Genomic DNA, 17,900 nt, shown 5'->3' with positions numbered 1-17,900 from the left:
TAGATCAATCCATCGATCTACAGCTTGCCATTCACCATCCGTCCTACATATGCTTCGTACTAAACAACGCTACAAAGACCATCTCATCGCTTGCAGGCAGACACGCTTCCTCGTACAAATCCACCCATACTTCACGCGCACGATAGATCAAGGAATGGTCCGCAGCATATGCCGCCACATAGGCTGCATAAGAGACATTGTTTTGACGCATGGTCCACTCTATTGCTGAGAAAGCATTCCAGGCCCATACCTGAGCGGTACACGTCGGAAGCAACGAAGGCCACCACCGCCATACCGCCACGTCAAACCATTCCATCTCACCACGAGCACCCATGCTACAAACGCCCCTGGAACAGCTTGTAGGCTTCCACCTGCTCGATGTAGGCTCGCTCGCTATTGTAAAGGCCCTCCCCAATTTCCTGGCCCTGGTAGGCTTGAGGAATGGGATACTCCCCCAACCAGGCGGGAAGCTGCCTCATCTCGCCCTGGATAGACTGCCAGAGGGAGCGCAGACGAGCGCTATAGCTCTCCATACGCTGCTCAAACTCAGCACGTATCTGCTCATATTCAGCTCGCAGGTCGGCAACGTAGTAGGCATAGGGCTGTATCACTTGGTCCTGGTGCTCACGCAACCGCTCAGTCAGCGCCTCATACTGCTGCCACACCCGATCCCCAAGCGTGGTGTCGTAGTAGCTCTCCATATACCCGGCGAGCACCTGCTGCAAGGTCCCAGGATAGAGCGCTTCCAGGGCGTCAAGCTCTACCGCCCCTTCTCCATGCCGAGCCTCAAAGCCCACACGCCGCCGCTCTGTCTCCTTGATCGGAGTGCGCGGGAGCTGGTAGTACTGGACTTGTTCAAGGGTGAGGACCACAGGGAAAAGGCGAATATCCAGGTCCAGACCGAGTGTGCGCACAAAGTATTCAATTTTGCGCGACACGGCGACCGGCATGGATTGACCAGCGGGGTCAAAGTCGGAGACGTAGAGGATACGGGCGGGTTTATTGGCTTGCTGTAACCGATGGACAAGCGCGAGCGTCGCTGTGATGCTCATCTCACCCATGCCCGTTTGCAGGTTCGCCTGGTAGTTCTGGCAGAGCGGCGCGAGCACATCATTCATAGTCGACTTCTCACACCAGACCTCCAGGTGATAATTTTGCTCACCTTTGAAACCAGACACGCTATAGCGAGGGAGATCGGGGAAGTCGGGAAGCTTAGTATCAGATTGATAGAGCGAGCCATAGACCCCAACGCGCGGGTCGCCTGTTTCCGAGGAGGCATAGAGCATCACTTCAGGCGTACGACGATCATTGAAGGCCGCAGGGTCGACCAGTTGCAGGTAGCGCGCAGCCTTAGAAGCCAAGTTCAGCACGTCCCAGCACTCCATCGTGTTTTCATATGGCTTGCCATTGGGCAGCACAATGGGCGGGTCCTGGCTGATAATTTGATAGTGAATACGGCGAATATGGGCGCGATCATAGCCAAAGTGATGCCACAGTTGCGCGAACCATTGCCCTAACGCCTGGTCGCTGGGCGTTCCTGTATAGAAAGGGTCATTTTGAGGAGCAAGCACGATCAAGTCATTGACCGATATCCCTTGCGCTTTTGCTGTCTGCTTAATCCACTGATAATCCACATGCTCATCATATGCATAACTCATAGGCTACCTCCTTGCACATGCGACAACAAAAGCGCGTCCAGAGCTATACCCACACGAGCACCAGCCCCACACGCGCTTCCAACCACTCACACCAACACACTCTAAGAACCACGGACCTGAAAGTGTCTCCACTGATGCCGATCTGTAAACACCACCTGTTTGCCCTCAGCGAGCAATTGCCGCACCACCGCCGCATCATCCTTGCTTAATCGCTTGCCATTGGACTGCACGAGCACCACCCCTGTTGACGGATCGACAGAGAGACACGACAAGACTACGGAACCGTTTGGACCTGCAAAGGGACTTTTGCCCCCGCACCTCCTTGCGCGGGTGCCCTCATTGTCGGATAGCCAGCTTGCGGCTGGGCAGCAGTCCCACCCCATGCCGGGGCCTGTTTCGGTGCAACCTTGGGTGCAGCCCCATGCCCATTCCACCCACTCACGCGCCGCCGCTCCATATCCATATCCACAACCGCCAGCAAGATCGACACCAGAGGCACAATAGAGAGCACCAGGTACGTCGCATAGATGAGCGGGTCATGCATTCCAGGTGGAACCGTACCCAACCACGTTGCATTTTGCACCACCGAGGCCGCCAGGGAGAAGTTGCAGAAGATTTCGACCACTTCCACAACCAGGCAGATCGGGATGTAGAGCCATACTGGCTCATTGTTCATCATGCGGTGAGCGATGCCACGGCTCACGAAGAAGCCCAGGACACCAAAGCCAATCGCAATACCCCAGGTGATATAGGGCTGTAATACATCTGCATGATCCATTGGCGCGAAGAACCAGCGTATCGCATGTGCCGAGGCCAGCGAAAACGCCAACGAGACCAGACGCATCACCAGATGCTCAGCATTGCGAACCCATGACCCACTCTGTTGCCGTATTCCTCTGAGACTTTGTTGAACTAATGCCATAACCACCTCCCTTTCTCTGGCTAGACATGCGCCGATTGCTCGACCCACGACTAGCCATACGCAACTACATCACATGCAGCCCATAATGCAGGAACAGCCACACGAGACCCAACACCCCGAACCATATACCGAAGAACCCAAGCGCCCGCTCAAAATCTAGCTTCATAGGCACCTCCTCCTACCCCTTAGGGAGCCACCGCCACTTGTGCGAGCCGACAGACCAGCTTGAGAAACGGCGGCTTGCCTTTAATTGCTCGGATTTCGAGTGTCAGGGGCGACATCTGCGGAGGAAGCGAGGCTTTCACCTCCTCCACTGCCGTCTCAACCACGTCATCAGGCGCCCCCTGGCGGACCATCAGTTTGAGGTTGTCAAGCGCGGGAATGCCCTCCGAAAGCTGGCACTGATACTTCTCGTGGGTATCAGCATCTAACACATCCAAGACCAGTGAGTGTCCCTTCTTCGGCGCGCCAGTCATCTGGTCATAAAAGGTACTCTCAATCACCTGCCCACCTAAAAACAGCGCGTTCATAATCATAGGCCACCTCCTTGCAACAACTCATCATGCACAACAAACAACATCCGTTATTCCACCACCAGCACCACCACACCAGCTTGCTCACCTTGTTCACACCCACCACCACACAAGCATCGCCCGCAACTCACACACCGCTCACCACACAACACCCGCCAATTTTCCACCACCACCGGGCGATGCTGCCACGTCTCCCACCCTTCTATCTCTCCACCGCAAGCTATTAACTGATCGGCTAGCCAATCACCCCGTCTAGCGCAAAGGGAACAGGTGAAGCACCACGAACGCCGCCAGGCTCCCAAAGGCCACCAATCCCCAATCAGTTGCGTCCATAGGCGCATTCAATGTGCGCTTCACGAACAGGACCGAAGCCAGAAGCACACCAGTAGTCACCAGCAACGCAACAATGTTTATCATGCTCATAAGCACCTCCCAACAACCGAATAGCCGGTCTACTTCTGTCCAACCCAGCACACAAAGGAGAGCATCACCAGGGGAACGACGCCCCAGAGGAAGACAATGCCAATGGCCCAGACACGCTGGCGTACCCGCCAGATCACCAGTCCACACAACAGCAAGCCAATAACCAATACAGCGCTTATTATGTTCATAGGCCTTCTCCTCTCTAAACGCGAGAACGTGCATCCCTTGCTCTCCTGGCACAACCCCTAGAGGGCGACCAGCAAGCCATTCACCACCTCGAAGTGCACAAGTTGTTCACCGCCTACAAAGGGAGCACTACCATATAGAGAGGAGAAGCAGTGGCGACACCGGCCATCATGCTCAGCAATAGGAAACGTCGCAGGAAGCTCAACATTACAATCAGCACAAGAAATGCCGCTCAGGCTCACGCGAGCGTGACGAGGTTGTTTCACCTCAGACCGAAACTGTTTTCTACCCCAGCTCATAGGCGACTCCTTTCTGTAACAACACCACAACCAACAGAGAAAGATACCCTTCCACATAACCGCCTCCCAAGCCTCTCCACAGCACAGCTATATGCTTTGTCTATTCACTTCCACTTTCACAGCTTGCCATTTAATTGCTCTGAAGTTACTTCGATCCCAGACGCTCGTTCTACACACTAGATGTTTTCGTCTGGTTTATTTGATCTAGATCAATTATAAGACATACAAGTCTACGAAGTCAAGTCTATAAGTCTATAAGTTTTCCTGTGCTTTTAAGTCCAAGACTAAGAGTACACAAATCCACAGTAAGGTCGTATAATAGCAAAATAAGCTGCTTTAAGGGGGAGATATGAGCAACGAGTTCTATTCAGCAGAGGAAGCAATGAAAAAGCTTGGTAAGCCAAGATCGACATTCTTTAAGGAAGTTGAAAATGGCCTCATTCCTTTTGAAATCGAGCCAGGCAGACAACGAGGAAGACGCTATCCAAAGGAAGCAATTGACACTCTTGCAAAAAGACAGTACACAAAGAATAAGCGCCAGGGTCCCACTCATCTTGTCTTTTCGCCCTCAAATGTAGCTGACACATGGTCAGAGGTCCAAATTGGGGCGCATCTGTATGGGGAAGATGATATAGTACCATTTGACACACTTTTAGAATGGCGTGACATTAATGATGAAATGCAGATGAGTGTAAAGGAGCAGGGCCAGCTCATCGCCTACTCTAGCCTGATGCCTCTCGATGAGGACATTATGCTAGCACTGCTAAATGACAAGATACGAGAAAGAGATATTCCATTAGAAGCTATTAGACAATGGACCGATCCAAGTATATCCGTTTACGTGTGCAGCCTTACTGTAAAACCCACAGGGAATGCAAAAAGAGATGCAGATGTTGGACGATTTATTATAACCCAAACTCTCAAGTGGGCAACAAAACAGAACAGTCAGTTTGACATCAAAAATTGGTATGGAATAGGGGCTACTGCCAAGGGGCAAGAAATCTTCGAGAACCTGGGTTTCACAGAGATTGTGAACCTGTATGGAGGAGAGCGGAAAGGGTACCTTTTGCAGAACCTTAAAACGCCTGCCAAGCTCATCAAAAAGTACCTAAGCAGCATTAAAGACTAAAAATATAAGGGGTGGCGATTTTTACCACCCCTCGAAACATGCCTCGGTCTTATCCCCAATGCTGGGCTGTATAGTCGTAAGTCAAGACAAAGTAGCTCGCAACAAAGACGATCTTATTGAACATAATCACAGTCTTATCATCTTGTGCATAACTCTTACGTTGAACTTCCAAAACTGGAGCACCGCGAACAATCTTCAATAAATCTGCTTCTCCCGTAGTTGGCAAACGACCAATCACATCCTCAGAAATGCTCTTTACGTATTTGCCGTGAGCTCCTTTGATTGCATCAAGCACATCTAAGTACTTGTTACTTTGCAACCATTGAAGAACAGTGCCCCCAGCTAGGGTAACAGGATAATAGTTTTCAGCAATGCGAAAAGGAATATCATCTCCACCTTGCAAACGAATACGCCTCACTACTTCCGAGCCAGGCTCAATACCTAGTGCTTTAGCAACATATTCAGGTGCAGGTACGATACCAGGAGCTTCTATATTCTCCTCCATTGGTGTAAGCCCTTGCTCTTGTAAGTAGAGATCAAAGCGAGATGTGATGCCAGGAATACGAGTACGCACACTATTAACGAATACACCTGCGCGACCACGAGACACTAATAGACCCTCGGCTTGAAGCAGTTGGATAACTTTATTCATTGTCTCGTTCGTCGTATCGAACTCTTTTGAGAGAAGGCGCAATGAGGGAAGCCTACCCCTCGTCCCATACTCACCCTCTAACAAGCGCTGCCTAAAAACATCAGCTATAACATCCACTTTGGCTTCCGTCATAATAAGCACTCCCTTTCTTATTCATGCTAGACCACTTAAACTAAAACATTTAATCTAGATTAATTATAATGTAAATAAAGGAAAAAGGAAAGATCTAGCTGAGAAAAAACGAGTAGGATAGCAAGTGGCTAAGCAATGGCTTGCCATAAAGAACAGAATAAACCACAATAACAGACAAAACCCAACGAAATAGGGTATAATAGTTGAATTAATTGACATGCCAAGGCAAGTATTATTTTTATGGGAGATGCTATGTCAGATTTAAATAATGAAGAAATTCCAATGGTTTTTAAAAAAATCGAAGAGAGGTGCAAAATTGCAAAAATCACAACAGAATACGTCTCAAGAAGATTGCTAATTAATATCCCTATAGATAATAACCAATTCAAGCAGTTAAAGTTAAGTCTTGATAGAGAAACAGAAGCATTGCTCTTAGTGGAAACTAACTTTGATAAATTTTTTTGCATCAATGATTACAAAGCTATTTGGTCAAAGGAATTAGGCTTAATCGAAGCAAAATTACAATTTGTCAGTCCTCTTCCACGTCCACCATCCGCAATTTTAAAAAGGTTGCTTGTATCTCTCTATGGCTCTTCAGAGACAAATGATGATTCAGAGACAAATGATGACCTCAGGTTAGTCTTAACCTCAAGCAGTGAGTGGCATCAAAACATTCAATTATCTATTGGGCTAACATCGCAGACACTAAGTCTCATTGATATTTTTCAAGAGGACCTTCTCCATGAAAAAAGACAAATATTACGTAGGAGACTAGATAGAGCACGTTCAGTAATACAAGAATATTTCAGGCCTCATTTACCATATTCTCCATATAAAAGCCCTTACCCAACAAGTATAGCAATCAAAATAGAAAATATTCAGATAAACGACCATAATCATGCGCGACGAATTTTAGAACGAATTGCTAATAACATTTGTCTTCAATTAGACATTAATGGTGTATCAGCCTATCTCGAGAACGAAGAACAAAAAAATCACAGTGCTAACATGTTATTTCGACAATCAAAGCCTCCAATATCTCTTAGTTTTCCAGAGTACCAATTTGAAACAAAGCCAATGTCATTATATTGGTATGCAAGCGCATCAATTGGTATGCCTCTTTTACAATACTTAGCATACTACCAAGTAATAGAATATTTCTTTCCTTCGTTCGCAGCTATCCAAACGAATGATATCATCAAACGATTGCTAAAAGATCCGTCATTTATGAATGACCTAGATAGAAATGTTAGTCGGCTGGTTGCATTGATAAAGCCTTATATAGGGAAAGGGGGGTTTGCTAATGAGCGAGATTCACTTAAAGCTACTATAGAACATTGTATGTCATCAGAAGAAATTAGTAGCTTTATTCAAGAAGAAGAGTCAAGAAACCAATTCTTCAAGACTAAGGCCCAATGGAAAGCCATTGCATTACAAAATATTTTCAATGAAGGTAACAAACCAGAAAATAATGTAGTCCTTAACACAGCACTAAGAATATATGAGATACGTTGCAAAATAGTTCACACGAAGCTACAAGACACTGATAGTCAAGAAGAGTTACTTCTTCCGTTTTCAAAAGAAGCTAACATGCTTGGCTATGATATAGAACTACTTAGATTCGTTGCAAGGAAAGTTATTATCAATTCTGGACAACAACTTAACCTTCGCTAAGATGGCACCACCTTTTCCTATGATGTTCACTCACTTAACTAACACATCTAACTATACATACCTAAAGAACCAAGCTTACATATTTAGTACAACAACACCTACAAACTTACACAAGTAACAAACAATGCCAGTAAACGCTAAATCTAGATTTGGAGCACCAGGAAAATTTCTACAAGCACCCACAAACTAGTACCATCGAATCCCTTCATCGGCTCCCACAATAGTAGGTAAAATAGCGATGGCTTCCGGTTTCTCGCCAGCTTGTAAGAATCAATTTTGATGAGATTGAAAACGATCTTCTTGAAGGATTCTATGCCCAATCAGGAACAATGCCCAAGTTTCAATTGATTAATCATCACTAAATACAGATAGCAAGTAAGGGGGAAATCAATGTTTGTAAAAAATCAGGAATACAAACGGACTGACATACACGAACAATTTGGAGGGCAAGGGCAAGGAGGAATAAGTACACCAGCTCATCAGAATATAATCTTGTTATTCACGAGCAATTCAGGAAGGCAATATGGCTACTCAGATGGATGGACGAATGAGGGCATTTTCTTATACGCTGGCGAAGGGCAACAGGGGGATATGAAATTTACTCGTGGAAATGCAGCTTTGCGCGATCATGTCATGCAAGGGAAAGATCTTCATTTATTTACCTACGTACGAAAGGGATTTGTTTGCTACATCGGTCAAATGGTATGTACTGGTTTCCGTTATGACAAAGGACCAGACGCCTCTGAGCAAATCCGAGAAAGAATTCTATTTGAGCTTGTTCCCCTTGACTTTTTTTCAGAAGCAGGGTCACTTAACGAAAACTTAGAAAGAGAAGCTACAACAGCTTCTTTAACGCTAGCTGACCTTCGCTCGAAAGCATTATCCAACTCAGTAACAAGCAGAACTCCAACAGAACGTAAGATCGCGTACTACTACCGTAGTCAAGCTATCAAAGATTACGCACTCAAACGCGCAGAGGGCATTTGTGAGGGATGTAACCAAACAGCCCCATTTATCACCAAAGAAGATCAGCCATACTTGGAAGTTCATCACATTCGTCGCCTTTCCGATGGAGGTCCAGACGATCCACAATGGGTTATTGCCATTTGCCCAAATTGTCATCGTAGAGCACATTATGCAAAAGATTCTCTTGCTTATAATCAGTATTTAGGAAGGTTAGTGAAAGACAAAGAAGCAAAACTTGCTTTTGCGACCATATAGTCATGCCAGCAAGGTACAATGGCAAGCCATAAACCATCTTCCTTCTACAAAGCTCAGAGTATCAACAAGTGAGAGCAAAACCGCTCAACAGACATCGAAAAAGTTAGACAACAATGGTTCCATAAAATGGCTCAAGAAGCCCATCAGAGACCTATGGAAGCCGGGTCAAAAACCCATCAAAAGGAGTTCAACTCTCCGCCTCTATATCGCCATTAGGCAGGTCATAAGTAGAATTCAGTGTTCGACTTATGGCCTAACTTATAAGATGCAATACCCAACCTTTTGCCTTATCTTATTTTTAAGATAAAATGTAACGAACCTCAAAGCAGCAAAGAAGAAGCTTGAGGTTCGTTAACATTTTGAGAACAGAGGTTGAGGACATCAAGAGGCTAAAAATTTAGCCCTGCAGCACATCCTTCCACCTTCTAGCAATATCAACTGGCATACGATAGGCATAAGGTGCTGATTGAGTAGAAGGCCTGATTTCCACAGGCCAGAAGCCTGTGTTATGCTCAAAACGCCTTTTTATCAACTGTGTTAGACCAGCCAGGTCTCCCTGCACTTGGCGACCTGAACGACCTGATCTTTCACAAACCTCATCATATGTCACCCAATTTCCAGCTTTTTCTGCAGTAAGGCCGAGAAGGGCAAGCACTGTTGGATTAGTCACCTCTCTATGTAATTGGGCAAGTTTATCTTTAGACCACCATCTAACATCGCCATGTAATAGAGCATCTATTACAACACCAGGCGTTGAATCTCCATCTACAATATCAGCCGCAGCACGATAAACAGCCCCAACCAGATGTTTAGGGACCAACAACGTTACGCTTACAAATTCATTGTCTGAAGTTAATTCATCCATGACTTCCTCCTTAGAGCGCCACATTATTTCTAACGGCGGGCAAACCACCCACTGACAGTATTATAATTCGTAGAAAACCCATTGTCAATCCGCTGCCAACAATTCAGGAACTAAAGACGATCAACAACAGAAGAAATCATTAGACAAACTTCAACAAACAAATTTCTCAGAGCCACTTTACAAGCCACTCAAGGCACATATAAAGCCAACGAAAAATAAGCAGTAGCGGAGTTTATCTTCCCTATTATGTCCAAAATTGCTCTTACCCATTAGATAAGTATTATGCTAAAATAAACGCATCAATTATTCCAAATACAGGAGAAATACAATGCCTCAGCCTAGATTATGGATAAACGAGATCATCGATGCGCTCATTGATCTTGGAGGTGAAGGTACTCTAAAAGCTATTTATGAACAAATATCCAAACGAGGCATCATGAATCTCGAACACGCTCATTGGCAAGCTACAGTAAGAAGAACTATCGAACAACATTCCAGCGACACAAAATCATTTCACACAATCAAGAATTCAGATGAAGATGACATTTTCTATGCCCCCAAAGGTTTAAGTGCCGGACACTGGGCAATAAGAAAACGCTATTTAGATACCTTAACTGATCTTATCGCCATAAAGGTAGAAGAAGGTAACATTATTGAAGGATATGAAGGGGGAAAGAAACAAAGGTATGTAAACATTTACGAGAGAGATGCAACTCTAAGAAAGCAAGCAGTAAAAATACACGGAACAATTTGCAAAGGATGCGATTTTGACTTCGAGTTTTATTATGGCCCGCGAGGAGCTGGCTACATTGAAGTCCATCATTTACGGCCCATAAGTTCTTTAGGAGGGTCAGTAACAATCAATCCCAAAACAGACATGACTGTTCTCTGTTCTAATTGCCACAGAATGGTCCACCGCTATCCAGATTCAATCTTATCTCTTGAAGAGCTAAGAGGACTTGTATCAACTCATCGTAAACGCAATAATTGAGAGCAAAACTGAGAGCAAAACCGTTCAACACATATCTTAAAAGTTAGACAAGAATGTACAAAAATAACCCACTCTCAAGCTCAAAAAGACCACGAACAGAGCTTCAAAGCTAGGCCAAAAAGCCGCAATGGGAGGTTCAAATCCTCTCACCCCGACTAAGGTAAAGACGAGGAGCCTTTTCATAAAGGACTCCTCGTCTTTTGTTATGCTCGCCTTTAAAAAGCTCCAGTTACGGCAGGCTCTACTTGAGAGCAAAACGCGAATGAGCCGGTTTTCTCGCTCTCTTTCTCATCGCCCTTAAATCACTTGATCTCACACGTTGTATTGATGGTAACAGTTGTTTGGCCCACCATCTAGGGAGGGATGGTCCATGGCAGAAGAGAGAGAAATATACTATTTAGAACGCGACTTGCTTCTTGAGATAAACAGGCTTTTAGGATACAATGCTCTCATTAGAGATATTAATTTACTTGAGAGTGCGATCAACGCACCTCAACAATCTGCTTATTATGAGGGAGTCGATATTGTAACGCAAGCTGCCATTCTCATAGAGCGGATCGTACTTAATCACCCATTTGTTGATGGTAACAAACGCACAGCTCTTATATCTGGGTCAACTTTCCTCCTTGTGAACAATCTAAAAATCGTCTATGCTAATGAAGAAGATGAGTTGATCTACGCAAAGGAAATTGAATGGCTTGTGGTAAGTAAGGATAGAGAGCGTTTTTTACAATGGTTGAGGGCACATATTCAACCACATCATGACTAAGGAGGCGGGTGTCATGACGGAGAAGGACGTAAAAAGCAAAAAAAACAGCAGGAAACCGAAACCTGCAATGCCAGTCAAAAAAGCCATTGAGATTTCTATGAAGCAGTTTGCTAAAGAACTTGAGTACCTCAAAGATCGTTAATACTAAGGTAAAGACGAGGAGCCAGCTAATAAGCTAGCTCCTCGTCTTTGTGTTATTTGATACACCTCCTTGTCTCTTAAATCTGAAATATCTTGTAAATGTAGCAACAGTGTAGCAACGCGCTATTTTGTCTTTCTTTTCAATATTTACTGCTTCACTGCTACAATCAGGGAGGCGCCCGGGGTGAGCAGGCGGTAGCTGCGTACCTGGTGCATGCCAGCCTCCTCCAGCCAGGCTTTGACAGTCGCGAAGGGGTAGCAGGTGCCGCCGCAGGTGGTCATGGTCAGGGCCATAAATTGCACCATGAGCGAGGCCAGGCGGGAACCGTGGGTCTGGTCGGTGACCTGGTCGACGAAGACGAGCATACCACCGGGACGCAGGGTCTGAACTACCTTGCGCAAAATGGCCTGGTTGAGGTCGGGCTGGAGCAGGTGCGCGATATGGAAGTAGAGCGCGACATCAAAGGGCTCAGCAAAGAGCGTTGAGAAGTCATCCTTGACGATATCCCCACAGACAAAGTGCATGCACTCCTCCAGATGCATGTGCTTGGCGGTACGCTCACCCGCCTCCAGTCCTGGCTTGATATCGAGGATGGTAGCTTGAAGGTCAGGATATTTTCGGCAGAAGAGCGCACTATAAGCGGCGTGGGAGCCTCCCACATCCAGGAGTCGTGTCGAGCCCTGGGGAAGTCGTATATGGCGGATGATCTCGCTGCCAAGGGCCGTGGCAAGCGAGGCCAGGCCGGCGTAGTGGCGCGCTAGCATGGCTTTCATCTCGGGCGAACTGGCGTCTTCCTCGTAGGGCATACGCATGGCCTGGCTATTGGTGTGGATTACTTCATCGATATGTTCCCAGATATTGACGATATCGGGGCTATGTACCACGTAGGGGGCGATACTGACGGGCGAGTCACTGGTGAGCCAGCGCTGGCTCATCCGGCTATTAGCATAGAGACCTCGGCGCTCACGCAGGTAGCCCGCCGAGACCAGGAGGTTGAGGAGCAGCTTGATTCCCTGGGGGTGGCAGTGCAGACTCTCGGCCAACTCTTCGGCACTCTGCCGTCTCTGGCTCAGGCTATCAAAGAGACCCAGCTCGCAGGCCGTTACCAGCATCTTGGCGATTCCAGGCGCGAGCGGTGTATCAAAAAGCGGCGTGGGCAGGATGTTAAAGCGCGAGAGCAGCGCTTCCAGTGGGGTCAGACGCAACGGCATAAGACAATATCTCCTCACCTGATAGAAGTTTATAGGTCGGACATTCGGCCTTGAGTCATGTGAAATTATTTTGGGTCTATTTCAAGCCAGCAAAGCGGCTACGATCCACCCCCCGCCAAGAAGCAGGCAGGTAAGTACGACCAGGTAGAAATAGCCCTTACGCGTTACACGTGGTTTGCCTGGTCCTGAATACAGGCTGAGTGCGAGAACGAGTAGGCCTCCCACCAGCAGGATTGAGAATAGTAAACTGGGAAGGGCGGGTACCAGGCCTGTATACCAGAGGAGGGCCATTAAACATCCTCCCAGCACCAGTAGCAGCGGGCAGGTCCAGAACGTCCCGCGTAGCCCCAGGAAGACCGCCAGAGTACGCGCGTGACTGGCGGCATCCTCTTCCAGGTCTGGCAGCGAGTTTGCGAGGTTGAGGATGACTCCCAGCAGGGCTGCGATGGGAACTAGCCAGTAGAGTAGTGGTAGAAAGTGACCCATCGCTACAAAGGCGTAGATGGGAATGAGAGGGATGGCTAGCGCGAAGACGATGCCACTGAAAGGTGTAGACTTTAAGCCCAGGTTATAAGCTTGCCCAAACGCCAGGTAGAGAATCGAGATCAGGAGCGCTGGCATGTTGATTGGTAGCAGGAGCAGGAGCATCAGCAGCATGAGTCCTAGGCCAAAGGTCAGGGCCTCTCCAGGACGTACAAGGCCTTGCACCAGGGGCTTGTTTTTCTTGCCCGCGGCATCCAGGTGGCGATCACAATAGTCATTGAGGACAGCAATTGAGCACTGCATAGCTGTATGGGCCGCGATCGCTAAGAGAATGAGCAGCCAGTTAAAGTGAGGCCACGCGGCCAGCAGGAGAAAAATGGTCACGGCAATGGCATGAAAGAGAACCGGCAGAGGATGACAGAGCTGTACAAGGCCCCAGGCGATGGCCAGGGGGCGGCGCTTTTTTACGATCTCCATGAAAATATCGACATCCTTTCATGCAAGTAGGGTGCATCGCGGGCATCGAAGCGTAGGCAGCACATGTTAGCTATGTGTTATTAGGAAGAACGCCAGGGAAAACCGATATTGGTTGATAGGATGGTATGTGGATAAGCAAGATCACTTCATGGTGTGTAGAAGGCGAGATCTCTGGGAGCAGAGCGCCAGGCTCCCAGAGGCATTACCAGACGGGCAAGCGATCCTGAACAGCCTTAAACCAGATAGTGCGTACCTCATTCCCGGCGGCCATAAGTGTAATCCAGACCCCAAGAGCGGTACCGGCAATCCAAAAGATCAGCATCAATGTACTACTGTTAATGCTTAATAACTGGTTCCAGGCGTTGACGAAGGCGTAGGAAAGTGCGTCATGCCCATTAGCAAGGGGAAGCATGGCGCGTAGCGATGGTTGCCCCAGGAAAAAGCCAAGCGTGGCGACAGTAGCCAGAAATAGAACGGTGAGAAGCTCGGAGAGCGATATGCGCAAGGGAAAAAAGTTTGATTCAGAGCGCCGAAGCTCTTCCTGGCGCGCCTGTTCAACCTGTTGAACTGAACGCGCGACCCGGAACATAATATTCTGCGTCAGATTGGCGGGTTCAATGACCTGTTGCATTGAGTAGAATGACTGCTCGACCATCTCGAGATAGCGTAAGTGTTCACGACACGCGGAACAAGATGAGAGGTGTGTTTCGAGCGGGCGCAACTTTGCCAATGGCAGGCGTTTATCAACGTACAGCTGGATATAAAATACAGCTTTGGCACAGTGCATATTCAACCTCTCGTTCTCCAATCTTGTTCAAAGGCCTGTATACGTTCTTTCAACAGGTTGCGGGCGCGAAAGAGATGTGTTTTGATTGTGCCGATAGGCATACGCAAAATGTCAGCCATCTCTTCGTAGGTCATATCCTGCAGGTGACGTAGTACAAGTACGACCCGGTACTTGGCGGGTAGGGTTGCGAGATGCTCTTGCACGAGACTCTGGCGCGCGGCGGCTTCCAGTTGGGAACCGGTGGCATCTTCCTCGCCAGCATGGTCGAGCAGATGCTCCTCCTCCATGGCCACCTGGAGCGCCTTATCGCGCTTGCGCTGCTCAAGCTGCTTTAAGCAACAATTGTACGCGATGCGGTAGAGCCATGTTGAAAAACGCGCCTCGCCACGAAAGGAAGGGAGACCCTGCCAGGCGGCGAGAAAGGTTTCCTGCGTAATCTCATTTGCCTCTTCGTATTGTTGCAGCATACGATAGACGAGATTAAAGACCCGGCGTTGGTGGCGTTGTACTAGGATGGCGAAGGCATCCTGATCCCCTGCCTGGCTGGCTGTGACCAGGGCAGCATCATCCTGCTCAACCTGTTCTGGATAGGAAGAGGCCAGCTTTGGCAGGGGTATCCCTATGCTTTGTGGCGATTGCAAGAAAATTTCACCCATAACAAAATTATTAGAGAACGAAGGCACCTAGAAAGTTTCAGCAAAATAGACGAAAATAGCAAGCGAAACATCTAGCCTTCTTACGGTATCATATCATAACGAGCAGCTAACGTAGGCTCAACTAAGGAGAAAGGCATGTCGGCAAACGTGATTTTAGTACTAGGTGGCTGGTTGATAGCCCTGGCCATTTTCTTCGCCTTCATTGTGCTCATCCGCTATTTGCAGCACAAGGAGCGGATGGCCATGATCTCGCACGGCTTGACCCCTGATAATATGTCGAATAGGCGTCGTAGCCGAGGTATCTTGCGGGCGGGACTTATCACCGCTATGATCGGGGTAACCTTAACCGCGGGCCTCTACCCAATCGGCTTCTTTCTGCCCCAGTTTTATAGCGCGCCTCTGCATCTGGGGCCCTGGCTTCTCCCGGGGTTGATTCCCTTCGGTGTGGGTCTGGCACTGGTAGGTAGTTACTATCTTGAGCCTGCAAGCGTGAGTACAGGTGAGGAGCGTTCTGCGCAAGAGAAGAACAAGGTCATCCAGCTTAATGCCAAGCTTGAACGCGAATCAGGGGAGAAACGCTAGCCGTTTTCTGAACCGGGCGAAGCTCAGGAAGAAGCAATTTTTCAACAATTTTCCAAATCTATAAAAATCCGAGAAAAAACTCTTGACAAGAGTGCGGAGCAGTGATATTATTCCACTTGCGCCGGACGGGATACCGAAAAGCGCACCGGATGCGAAAGCATCGAGCGTACTTTGAACAACTGAAGAGTGGTAAGGAAAACAAACAAGTACAAGTAACCTGTCAATGAGGATAAGCAAGTCATCCAAATAAGAATAGAAAATCTCCAGCGTGAGATTTTTATAAAAATTTGAATGGCGAGTTTGATCCTGGCTCAGGATAAACGCTGGCGGCGTGCCTAACACATGCAAGTCGAACGCCCTCTCGCAAGAGAGGGAGTGGCGGACGGGTGAGTAACACATGGGTACCTGCCCCGAGGTGAGGAATACCGGCGAGAAATCGCCGACAATACCGCATATGCTTCTTCGGAAGCAAAGCTCGCAAGGGCGCCTTGGGATGGGCCTGTGGCCGATTAGCTTGTTGGTGAGGTAAGAGCTCACCAAGGCCACGATCGGTAGCTGGTCTGAGAGGATGGTCAGCCACACTGGGATTGAGAACGGCCCAGACTCCTACGGGGGGCAGCAGTGAGGAATTTTCGTCAATGGGGGCAACCCTGAACGAGCAACGCCGCGTGCAGGAGGACGCTTTTCGGAGTGTAAACTGCTTTTCTTGGGGACGAGTAAGGACGGTACCCAAGGAACAAGCCCCGGCTAACTACGTGCCAGCAGCCGCGGTAATACGTAGGGGGCGAGCGTTGTCCGGAGTTACTGGGCGTAAAGCGCACGCAGGCGGTTTCGTACGTCTGGAGTGACAGTTCCCGGCTCAACTGGGAAAGGTCTTTGGAAACGGCGAGACTTGAGGGCTTCAGAGGGACACGGAATTCCGGGTGGAGTGGTGAAATGCGTAGAGATCCGGAGGAACACCAATGGCGAAGGCAGTGTCCTGGGAAGCATCTGACGCTCAGGTGCGAAAGCTAGGGGAGCGAACAGGATTAGATACCCTGGTAGTCCTAGCCGTAAACGATGACCACTAGGTGTGGGAGGTATCGACCCCTTCCGTGCCGTCGCAAACGCAATAAGTGGTCCGCCTGGGGAGTACGGTCGCAAGATTAAAACTCAAAGGAATTGACGGGGACCCGCACAAGCAGCGGAGCGTGTGGTTTAATTCGATGCAACGCGAAGAACCTTACCAAGTCTTGACATGCAGATGCACCAGCGGTAATGCGCTGTTCCTTCGGGACATTTGCACAGGTGCTGCATGGCTGTCGTCAGCTCGTGTCGTGAGATGTTGGGTTAAGTCCCGCAACGAGCGCAACCCCTACTGCCTATTACAACTTCTAGGCGGAACTGCCCTCACGGGAGGAAGGCGGGGATGACGTCAAGTCAGCACGGCCCTTACGACTTGGGCGACACACACGCTACAATGGCCAGTAACAAAGGGATGCCAACCCGCGAGGGGGAGCCAAGCTCAAAAACCTGGTCTCAGTTCAGATTGCAGGCTGAAACTCGCCTGCATGAAGGTGGAGTTGCTAGTAACCGTAGGTCAGCACACTACGGTGAATACGTTCCCGGGTCTTGTACACACCGCCCGTCACACCACGAAAGTCGGCAACACCTGAAGCCGCCAGGCTAACTCCTTGTGAGAGGCAGGCGTCGAGGGTGGGGTCGGTGATTGGGGTGAAGTCGTAACAAGGTAGCTGTACCGGAAGGTGCGGCTGGATCACCTCCTTTCTAGGGAGCTGTGATTGCCCACTGTGGCAATCCATTCCCAGGTCGATCCCCCTGATTTATCAGGAGGAACCTGACGACTACTTATCTTCACCAGGCTACTGACTTGCTTGGCAAGCCTTACCACTCTTGAGTTGTTTGAACAACTTGATGCTTTTGTCCACGGGCTTTTAGCTCAGGTGGTTAGAGCGCAGTCCTGATAAGACTGAGGTCCCTGGTTCGAGTCCAGGAAGGCCCATTTCGCACCAAGATGTATGGGGATGTAGCTTAGCTGGTAGAGCGCTGCCTTTGCACGGCAGAGGTCAGGGGTTCGAGTCCCCTCATCTCCACCAAACCCATTTGTA

21 protein-coding genes, 2 tRNA genes and 1 rRNA gene are annotated in these 17,900 nt (G+C 48.5%); 10 read left to right on the top strand and 14 right to left on the bottom strand.

The genetic code is table 11. The features are described 5' to 3' along the window. Positions 1-43 precede the first annotated feature (43 nt). From JMJ04_RS06710 to JMJ04_RS06680, 8 genes are all read right to left on the bottom strand, one after another. Positions 44-211 carry a hypothetical protein gene (locus JMJ04_RS06710; protein WP_201369755.1) on the bottom strand — a complete coding sequence of 56 codons (168 nt, stop codon included), beginning with the start codon at positions 209-211 and terminating at the stop codon, positions 44-46. 124 nt (positions 212-335) lie between these two features. After that, a complete protein-coding gene (locus tag JMJ04_RS06705) occupies positions 336-1,658 on the bottom strand; it encodes a hypothetical protein (protein WP_201369754.1) in 1,323 nt (440 codons plus the stop codon). Between the two features lie 101 nt (positions 1,659-1,759). Next, complete coding sequence (locus tag JMJ04_RS47965; protein WP_268887327.1) at positions 1,760-1,888, bottom strand: hypothetical protein; 129 nt, start codon at positions 1,886-1,888, stop codon at positions 1,760-1,762. 44 nt (positions 1,889-1,932) lie between these two features. Next, positions 1,933-2,580: a hypothetical protein gene (locus tag JMJ04_RS06700; protein ID WP_201369753.1), complete on the bottom strand. Its 648-nt coding sequence runs from the start codon at positions 2,578-2,580 to the stop codon at positions 1,933-1,935. Positions 2,581-2,765: 185 nt separating this feature from the next. After that, the gene (locus JMJ04_RS06695; protein WP_201369752.1) at positions 2,766-3,116 is read right to left on the bottom strand and encodes a hypothetical protein; all 351 of its coding nucleotides are present in this window, start codon (positions 3,114-3,116) and stop codon (positions 2,766-2,768) included. 249 nt (positions 3,117-3,365) lie between these two features. Further along, a complete protein-coding gene (locus JMJ04_RS06690) occupies positions 3,366-3,530 on the bottom strand; it encodes a hypothetical protein (protein ID WP_201369751.1) in 165 nt (54 codons plus the stop codon). 35 nt (positions 3,531-3,565) lie between these two features. Next, positions 3,566-3,724 carry a hypothetical protein gene (locus tag JMJ04_RS06685; RefSeq protein ID WP_201369750.1) on the bottom strand — a complete coding sequence of 53 codons (159 nt, stop codon included), beginning with the start codon at positions 3,722-3,724 and terminating at the stop codon, positions 3,566-3,568. Between the two features lie 57 nt (positions 3,725-3,781). Further along, positions 3,782-4,021, bottom strand: a complete 240-nt coding sequence (locus tag JMJ04_RS06680; protein WP_201369749.1) for a hypothetical protein — start codon at positions 4,019-4,021, stop codon at positions 3,782-3,784. A gap of 349 nt (positions 4,022-4,370) precedes the next feature. Here JMJ04_RS06680 and JMJ04_RS06675 point away from each other — a divergent pair, with 349 nt between their 5' ends. Beyond that, positions 4,371-5,150, top strand: a complete 780-nt coding sequence (locus JMJ04_RS06675) for a MerR family transcriptional regulator (protein ID WP_201369748.1) — start codon at positions 4,371-4,373, stop codon at positions 5,148-5,150. A gap of 49 nt (positions 5,151-5,199) precedes the next feature. Here JMJ04_RS06675 and JMJ04_RS06670 read toward each other — a convergent pair whose 3' ends face one another. Continuing rightward, the gene (locus JMJ04_RS06670; protein WP_201369747.1) at positions 5,200-5,934 is read right to left on the bottom strand and encodes a GntR family transcriptional regulator; all 735 of its coding nucleotides are present in this window, start codon (positions 5,932-5,934) and stop codon (positions 5,200-5,202) included. 252 nt (positions 5,935-6,186) lie between these two features. Here JMJ04_RS06670 and JMJ04_RS06665 point away from each other — a divergent pair, with 252 nt between their 5' ends. Continuing rightward, positions 6,187-7,608 (top strand): hypothetical protein, encoded by a 1,422-nt coding sequence (locus JMJ04_RS06665; RefSeq protein WP_201369746.1) that lies wholly within the window; start codon positions 6,187-6,189, stop codon positions 7,606-7,608. A gap of 390 nt (positions 7,609-7,998) precedes the next feature. Next, complete coding sequence (locus JMJ04_RS06660; RefSeq protein WP_201369745.1) at positions 7,999-8,829, top strand: HNH endonuclease; 831 nt, start codon at positions 7,999-8,001, stop codon at positions 8,827-8,829. A gap of 397 nt (positions 8,830-9,226) precedes the next feature. Here JMJ04_RS06660 and JMJ04_RS06655 read toward each other — a convergent pair whose 3' ends face one another. Further along, the gene (locus tag JMJ04_RS06655) at positions 9,227-9,694 is read right to left on the bottom strand and encodes a hypothetical protein (RefSeq protein ID WP_201369744.1); all 468 of its coding nucleotides are present in this window, start codon (positions 9,692-9,694) and stop codon (positions 9,227-9,229) included. 328 nt (positions 9,695-10,022) lie between these two features. Between JMJ04_RS06655 and JMJ04_RS06650 the strand changes: the two genes are divergently transcribed. The 3 genes from JMJ04_RS06650 (at position 10,023) to JMJ04_RS47960 (ending at position 11,596) form a co-directional block, all read left to right on the top strand. After that, the gene (locus tag JMJ04_RS06650; protein WP_201369743.1) at positions 10,023-10,685 is read left to right on the top strand and encodes an HNH endonuclease; all 663 of its coding nucleotides are present in this window, start codon (positions 10,023-10,025) and stop codon (positions 10,683-10,685) included. A 370-nt stretch (positions 10,686-11,055) separates the two neighbouring features. Further along, positions 11,056-11,454, top strand: a complete 399-nt coding sequence (locus tag JMJ04_RS06645) for a type II toxin-antitoxin system death-on-curing family toxin (RefSeq protein WP_201369742.1) — start codon at positions 11,056-11,058, stop codon at positions 11,452-11,454. Between the two features lie 13 nt (positions 11,455-11,467). Continuing rightward, positions 11,468-11,596 carry a hypothetical protein gene (locus JMJ04_RS47960; protein WP_255552896.1) on the top strand — a complete coding sequence of 43 codons (129 nt, stop codon included), beginning with the start codon at positions 11,468-11,470 and terminating at the stop codon, positions 11,594-11,596. Between the two features lie 146 nt (positions 11,597-11,742). Here the strand turns inward: JMJ04_RS47960 and JMJ04_RS06640 are convergent, their stop codons facing one another. From JMJ04_RS06640 to JMJ04_RS06625, 4 genes are all read right to left on the bottom strand, one after another. Further along, on the bottom strand, positions 11,743-12,807 hold the full coding sequence (locus tag JMJ04_RS06640; RefSeq protein WP_201369741.1) for a class I SAM-dependent methyltransferase: 1,065 nt from the start codon (positions 12,805-12,807) through the stop codon (positions 11,743-11,745). A gap of 81 nt (positions 12,808-12,888) precedes the next feature. Next, positions 12,889-13,767: a UbiA family prenyltransferase gene (locus tag JMJ04_RS06635; protein WP_201369740.1), complete on the bottom strand. Its 879-nt coding sequence runs from the start codon at positions 13,765-13,767 to the stop codon at positions 12,889-12,891. A 202-nt stretch (positions 13,768-13,969) separates the two neighbouring features. After that, positions 13,970-14,554 (bottom strand): anti-sigma factor family protein, encoded by a 585-nt coding sequence (locus tag JMJ04_RS06630; RefSeq protein WP_201369739.1) that lies wholly within the window; start codon positions 14,552-14,554, stop codon positions 13,970-13,972. Positions 14,555-14,556: 2 nt separating this feature from the next. Further along, complete coding sequence (locus tag JMJ04_RS06625) at positions 14,557-15,195, bottom strand: RNA polymerase sigma factor (RefSeq protein ID WP_201369738.1); 639 nt, start codon at positions 15,193-15,195, stop codon at positions 14,557-14,559. 150 nt (positions 15,196-15,345) lie between these two features. Between JMJ04_RS06625 and JMJ04_RS06620 the strand changes: the two genes are divergently transcribed. From JMJ04_RS06620 to JMJ04_RS06605, 4 genes are all read left to right on the top strand, one after another. Beyond that, a complete protein-coding gene (locus tag JMJ04_RS06620) occupies positions 15,346-15,792 on the top strand; it encodes a DUF6249 domain-containing protein (protein WP_201369737.1) in 447 nt (148 codons plus the stop codon). Positions 15,793-16,080: 288 nt separating this feature from the next. Next, positions 16,081-17,559: ribosomal RNA gene (locus JMJ04_RS06615) — 16S ribosomal RNA — on the top strand. 161 nt (positions 17,560-17,720) lie between these two features. Further along, positions 17,721-17,794 (top strand) — tRNA-Ile (locus JMJ04_RS06610). 18 nt (positions 17,795-17,812) lie between these two features. Then, positions 17,813-17,888: transfer RNA gene (locus JMJ04_RS06605), tRNA-Ala, on the top strand. The last annotated feature ends 12 nt before the right edge of the window (positions 17,889-17,900 follow it).

This window comes from Ktedonobacter robiniae, assembly GCF_016587375.1.
GTDB lineage: Bacteria > Chloroflexota > Ktedonobacteria > Ktedonobacterales > Ktedonobacteraceae > Ktedonobacter > Ktedonobacter robiniae.
This window is presented reverse-complemented; position numbering and strand designations above follow the sequence as displayed.

Coding starts and splice junctions, on each gene's coding strand:
- JMJ04_RS06710 (WP_201369755.1), bottom strand. CDS start 211: ATGCGTCAAAACAATGTCTCTTATGCAGCCTATGTGGCGGCATATGCT.
- JMJ04_RS47960 (WP_255552896.1), top strand. CDS start 11,468: ATGACGGAGAAGGACGTAAAAAGCAAAAAAAACAGCAGGAAACCGAAA.
- JMJ04_RS06675 (WP_201369748.1), top strand. CDS start 4,371: ATGAGCAACGAGTTCTATTCAGCAGAGGAAGCAATGAAAAAGCTTGGT.
- JMJ04_RS06690 (WP_201369751.1), bottom strand. CDS start 3,530: ATGATAAACATTGTTGCGTTGCTGGTGACTACTGGTGTGCTTCTGGCT.
- JMJ04_RS06620 (WP_201369737.1), top strand. CDS start 15,346: ATGTCGGCAAACGTGATTTTAGTACTAGGTGGCTGGTTGATAGCCCTG.
- JMJ04_RS06665 (WP_201369746.1), top strand. CDS start 6,187: ATGTCAGATTTAAATAATGAAGAAATTCCAATGGTTTTTAAAAAAATC.
- JMJ04_RS06700 (WP_201369753.1), bottom strand. CDS start 2,580: ATGGCATTAGTTCAACAAAGTCTCAGAGGAATACGGCAACAGAGTGGG.
- JMJ04_RS06655 (WP_201369744.1), bottom strand. CDS start 9,694: ATGGATGAATTAACTTCAGACAATGAATTTGTAAGCGTAACGTTGTTG.
- JMJ04_RS06645 (WP_201369742.1), top strand. CDS start 11,056: ATGGCAGAAGAGAGAGAAATATACTATTTAGAACGCGACTTGCTTCTT.
- JMJ04_RS06680 (WP_201369749.1), bottom strand. CDS start 4,021: ATGAGCTGGGGTAGAAAACAGTTTCGGTCTGAGGTGAAACAACCTCGT.
- JMJ04_RS06640 (WP_201369741.1), bottom strand. CDS start 12,807: ATGCCGTTGCGTCTGACCCCACTGGAAGCGCTGCTCTCGCGCTTTAAC.
- JMJ04_RS06695 (WP_201369752.1), bottom strand. CDS start 3,116: ATGATTATGAACGCGCTGTTTTTAGGTGGGCAGGTGATTGAGAGTACC.
- JMJ04_RS06660 (WP_201369745.1), top strand. CDS start 7,999: ATGTTTGTAAAAAATCAGGAATACAAACGGACTGACATACACGAACAA.
- JMJ04_RS06705 (WP_201369754.1), bottom strand. CDS start 1,658: ATGAGTTATGCATATGATGAGCATGTGGATTATCAGTGGATTAAGCAG.
- JMJ04_RS06650 (WP_201369743.1), top strand. CDS start 10,023: ATGCCTCAGCCTAGATTATGGATAAACGAGATCATCGATGCGCTCATT.
- JMJ04_RS06685 (WP_201369750.1), bottom strand. CDS start 3,724: ATGAACATAATAAGCGCTGTATTGGTTATTGGCTTGCTGTTGTGTGGA.
- JMJ04_RS06630 (WP_201369739.1), bottom strand. CDS start 14,554: ATGCACTGTGCCAAAGCTGTATTTTATATCCAGCTGTACGTTGATAAA.
- JMJ04_RS06670 (WP_201369747.1), bottom strand. CDS start 5,934: ATGACGGAAGCCAAAGTGGATGTTATAGCTGATGTTTTTAGGCAGCGC.
- JMJ04_RS06635 (WP_201369740.1), bottom strand. CDS start 13,767: ATGGAGATCGTAAAAAAGCGCCGCCCCCTGGCCATCGCCTGGGGCCTT.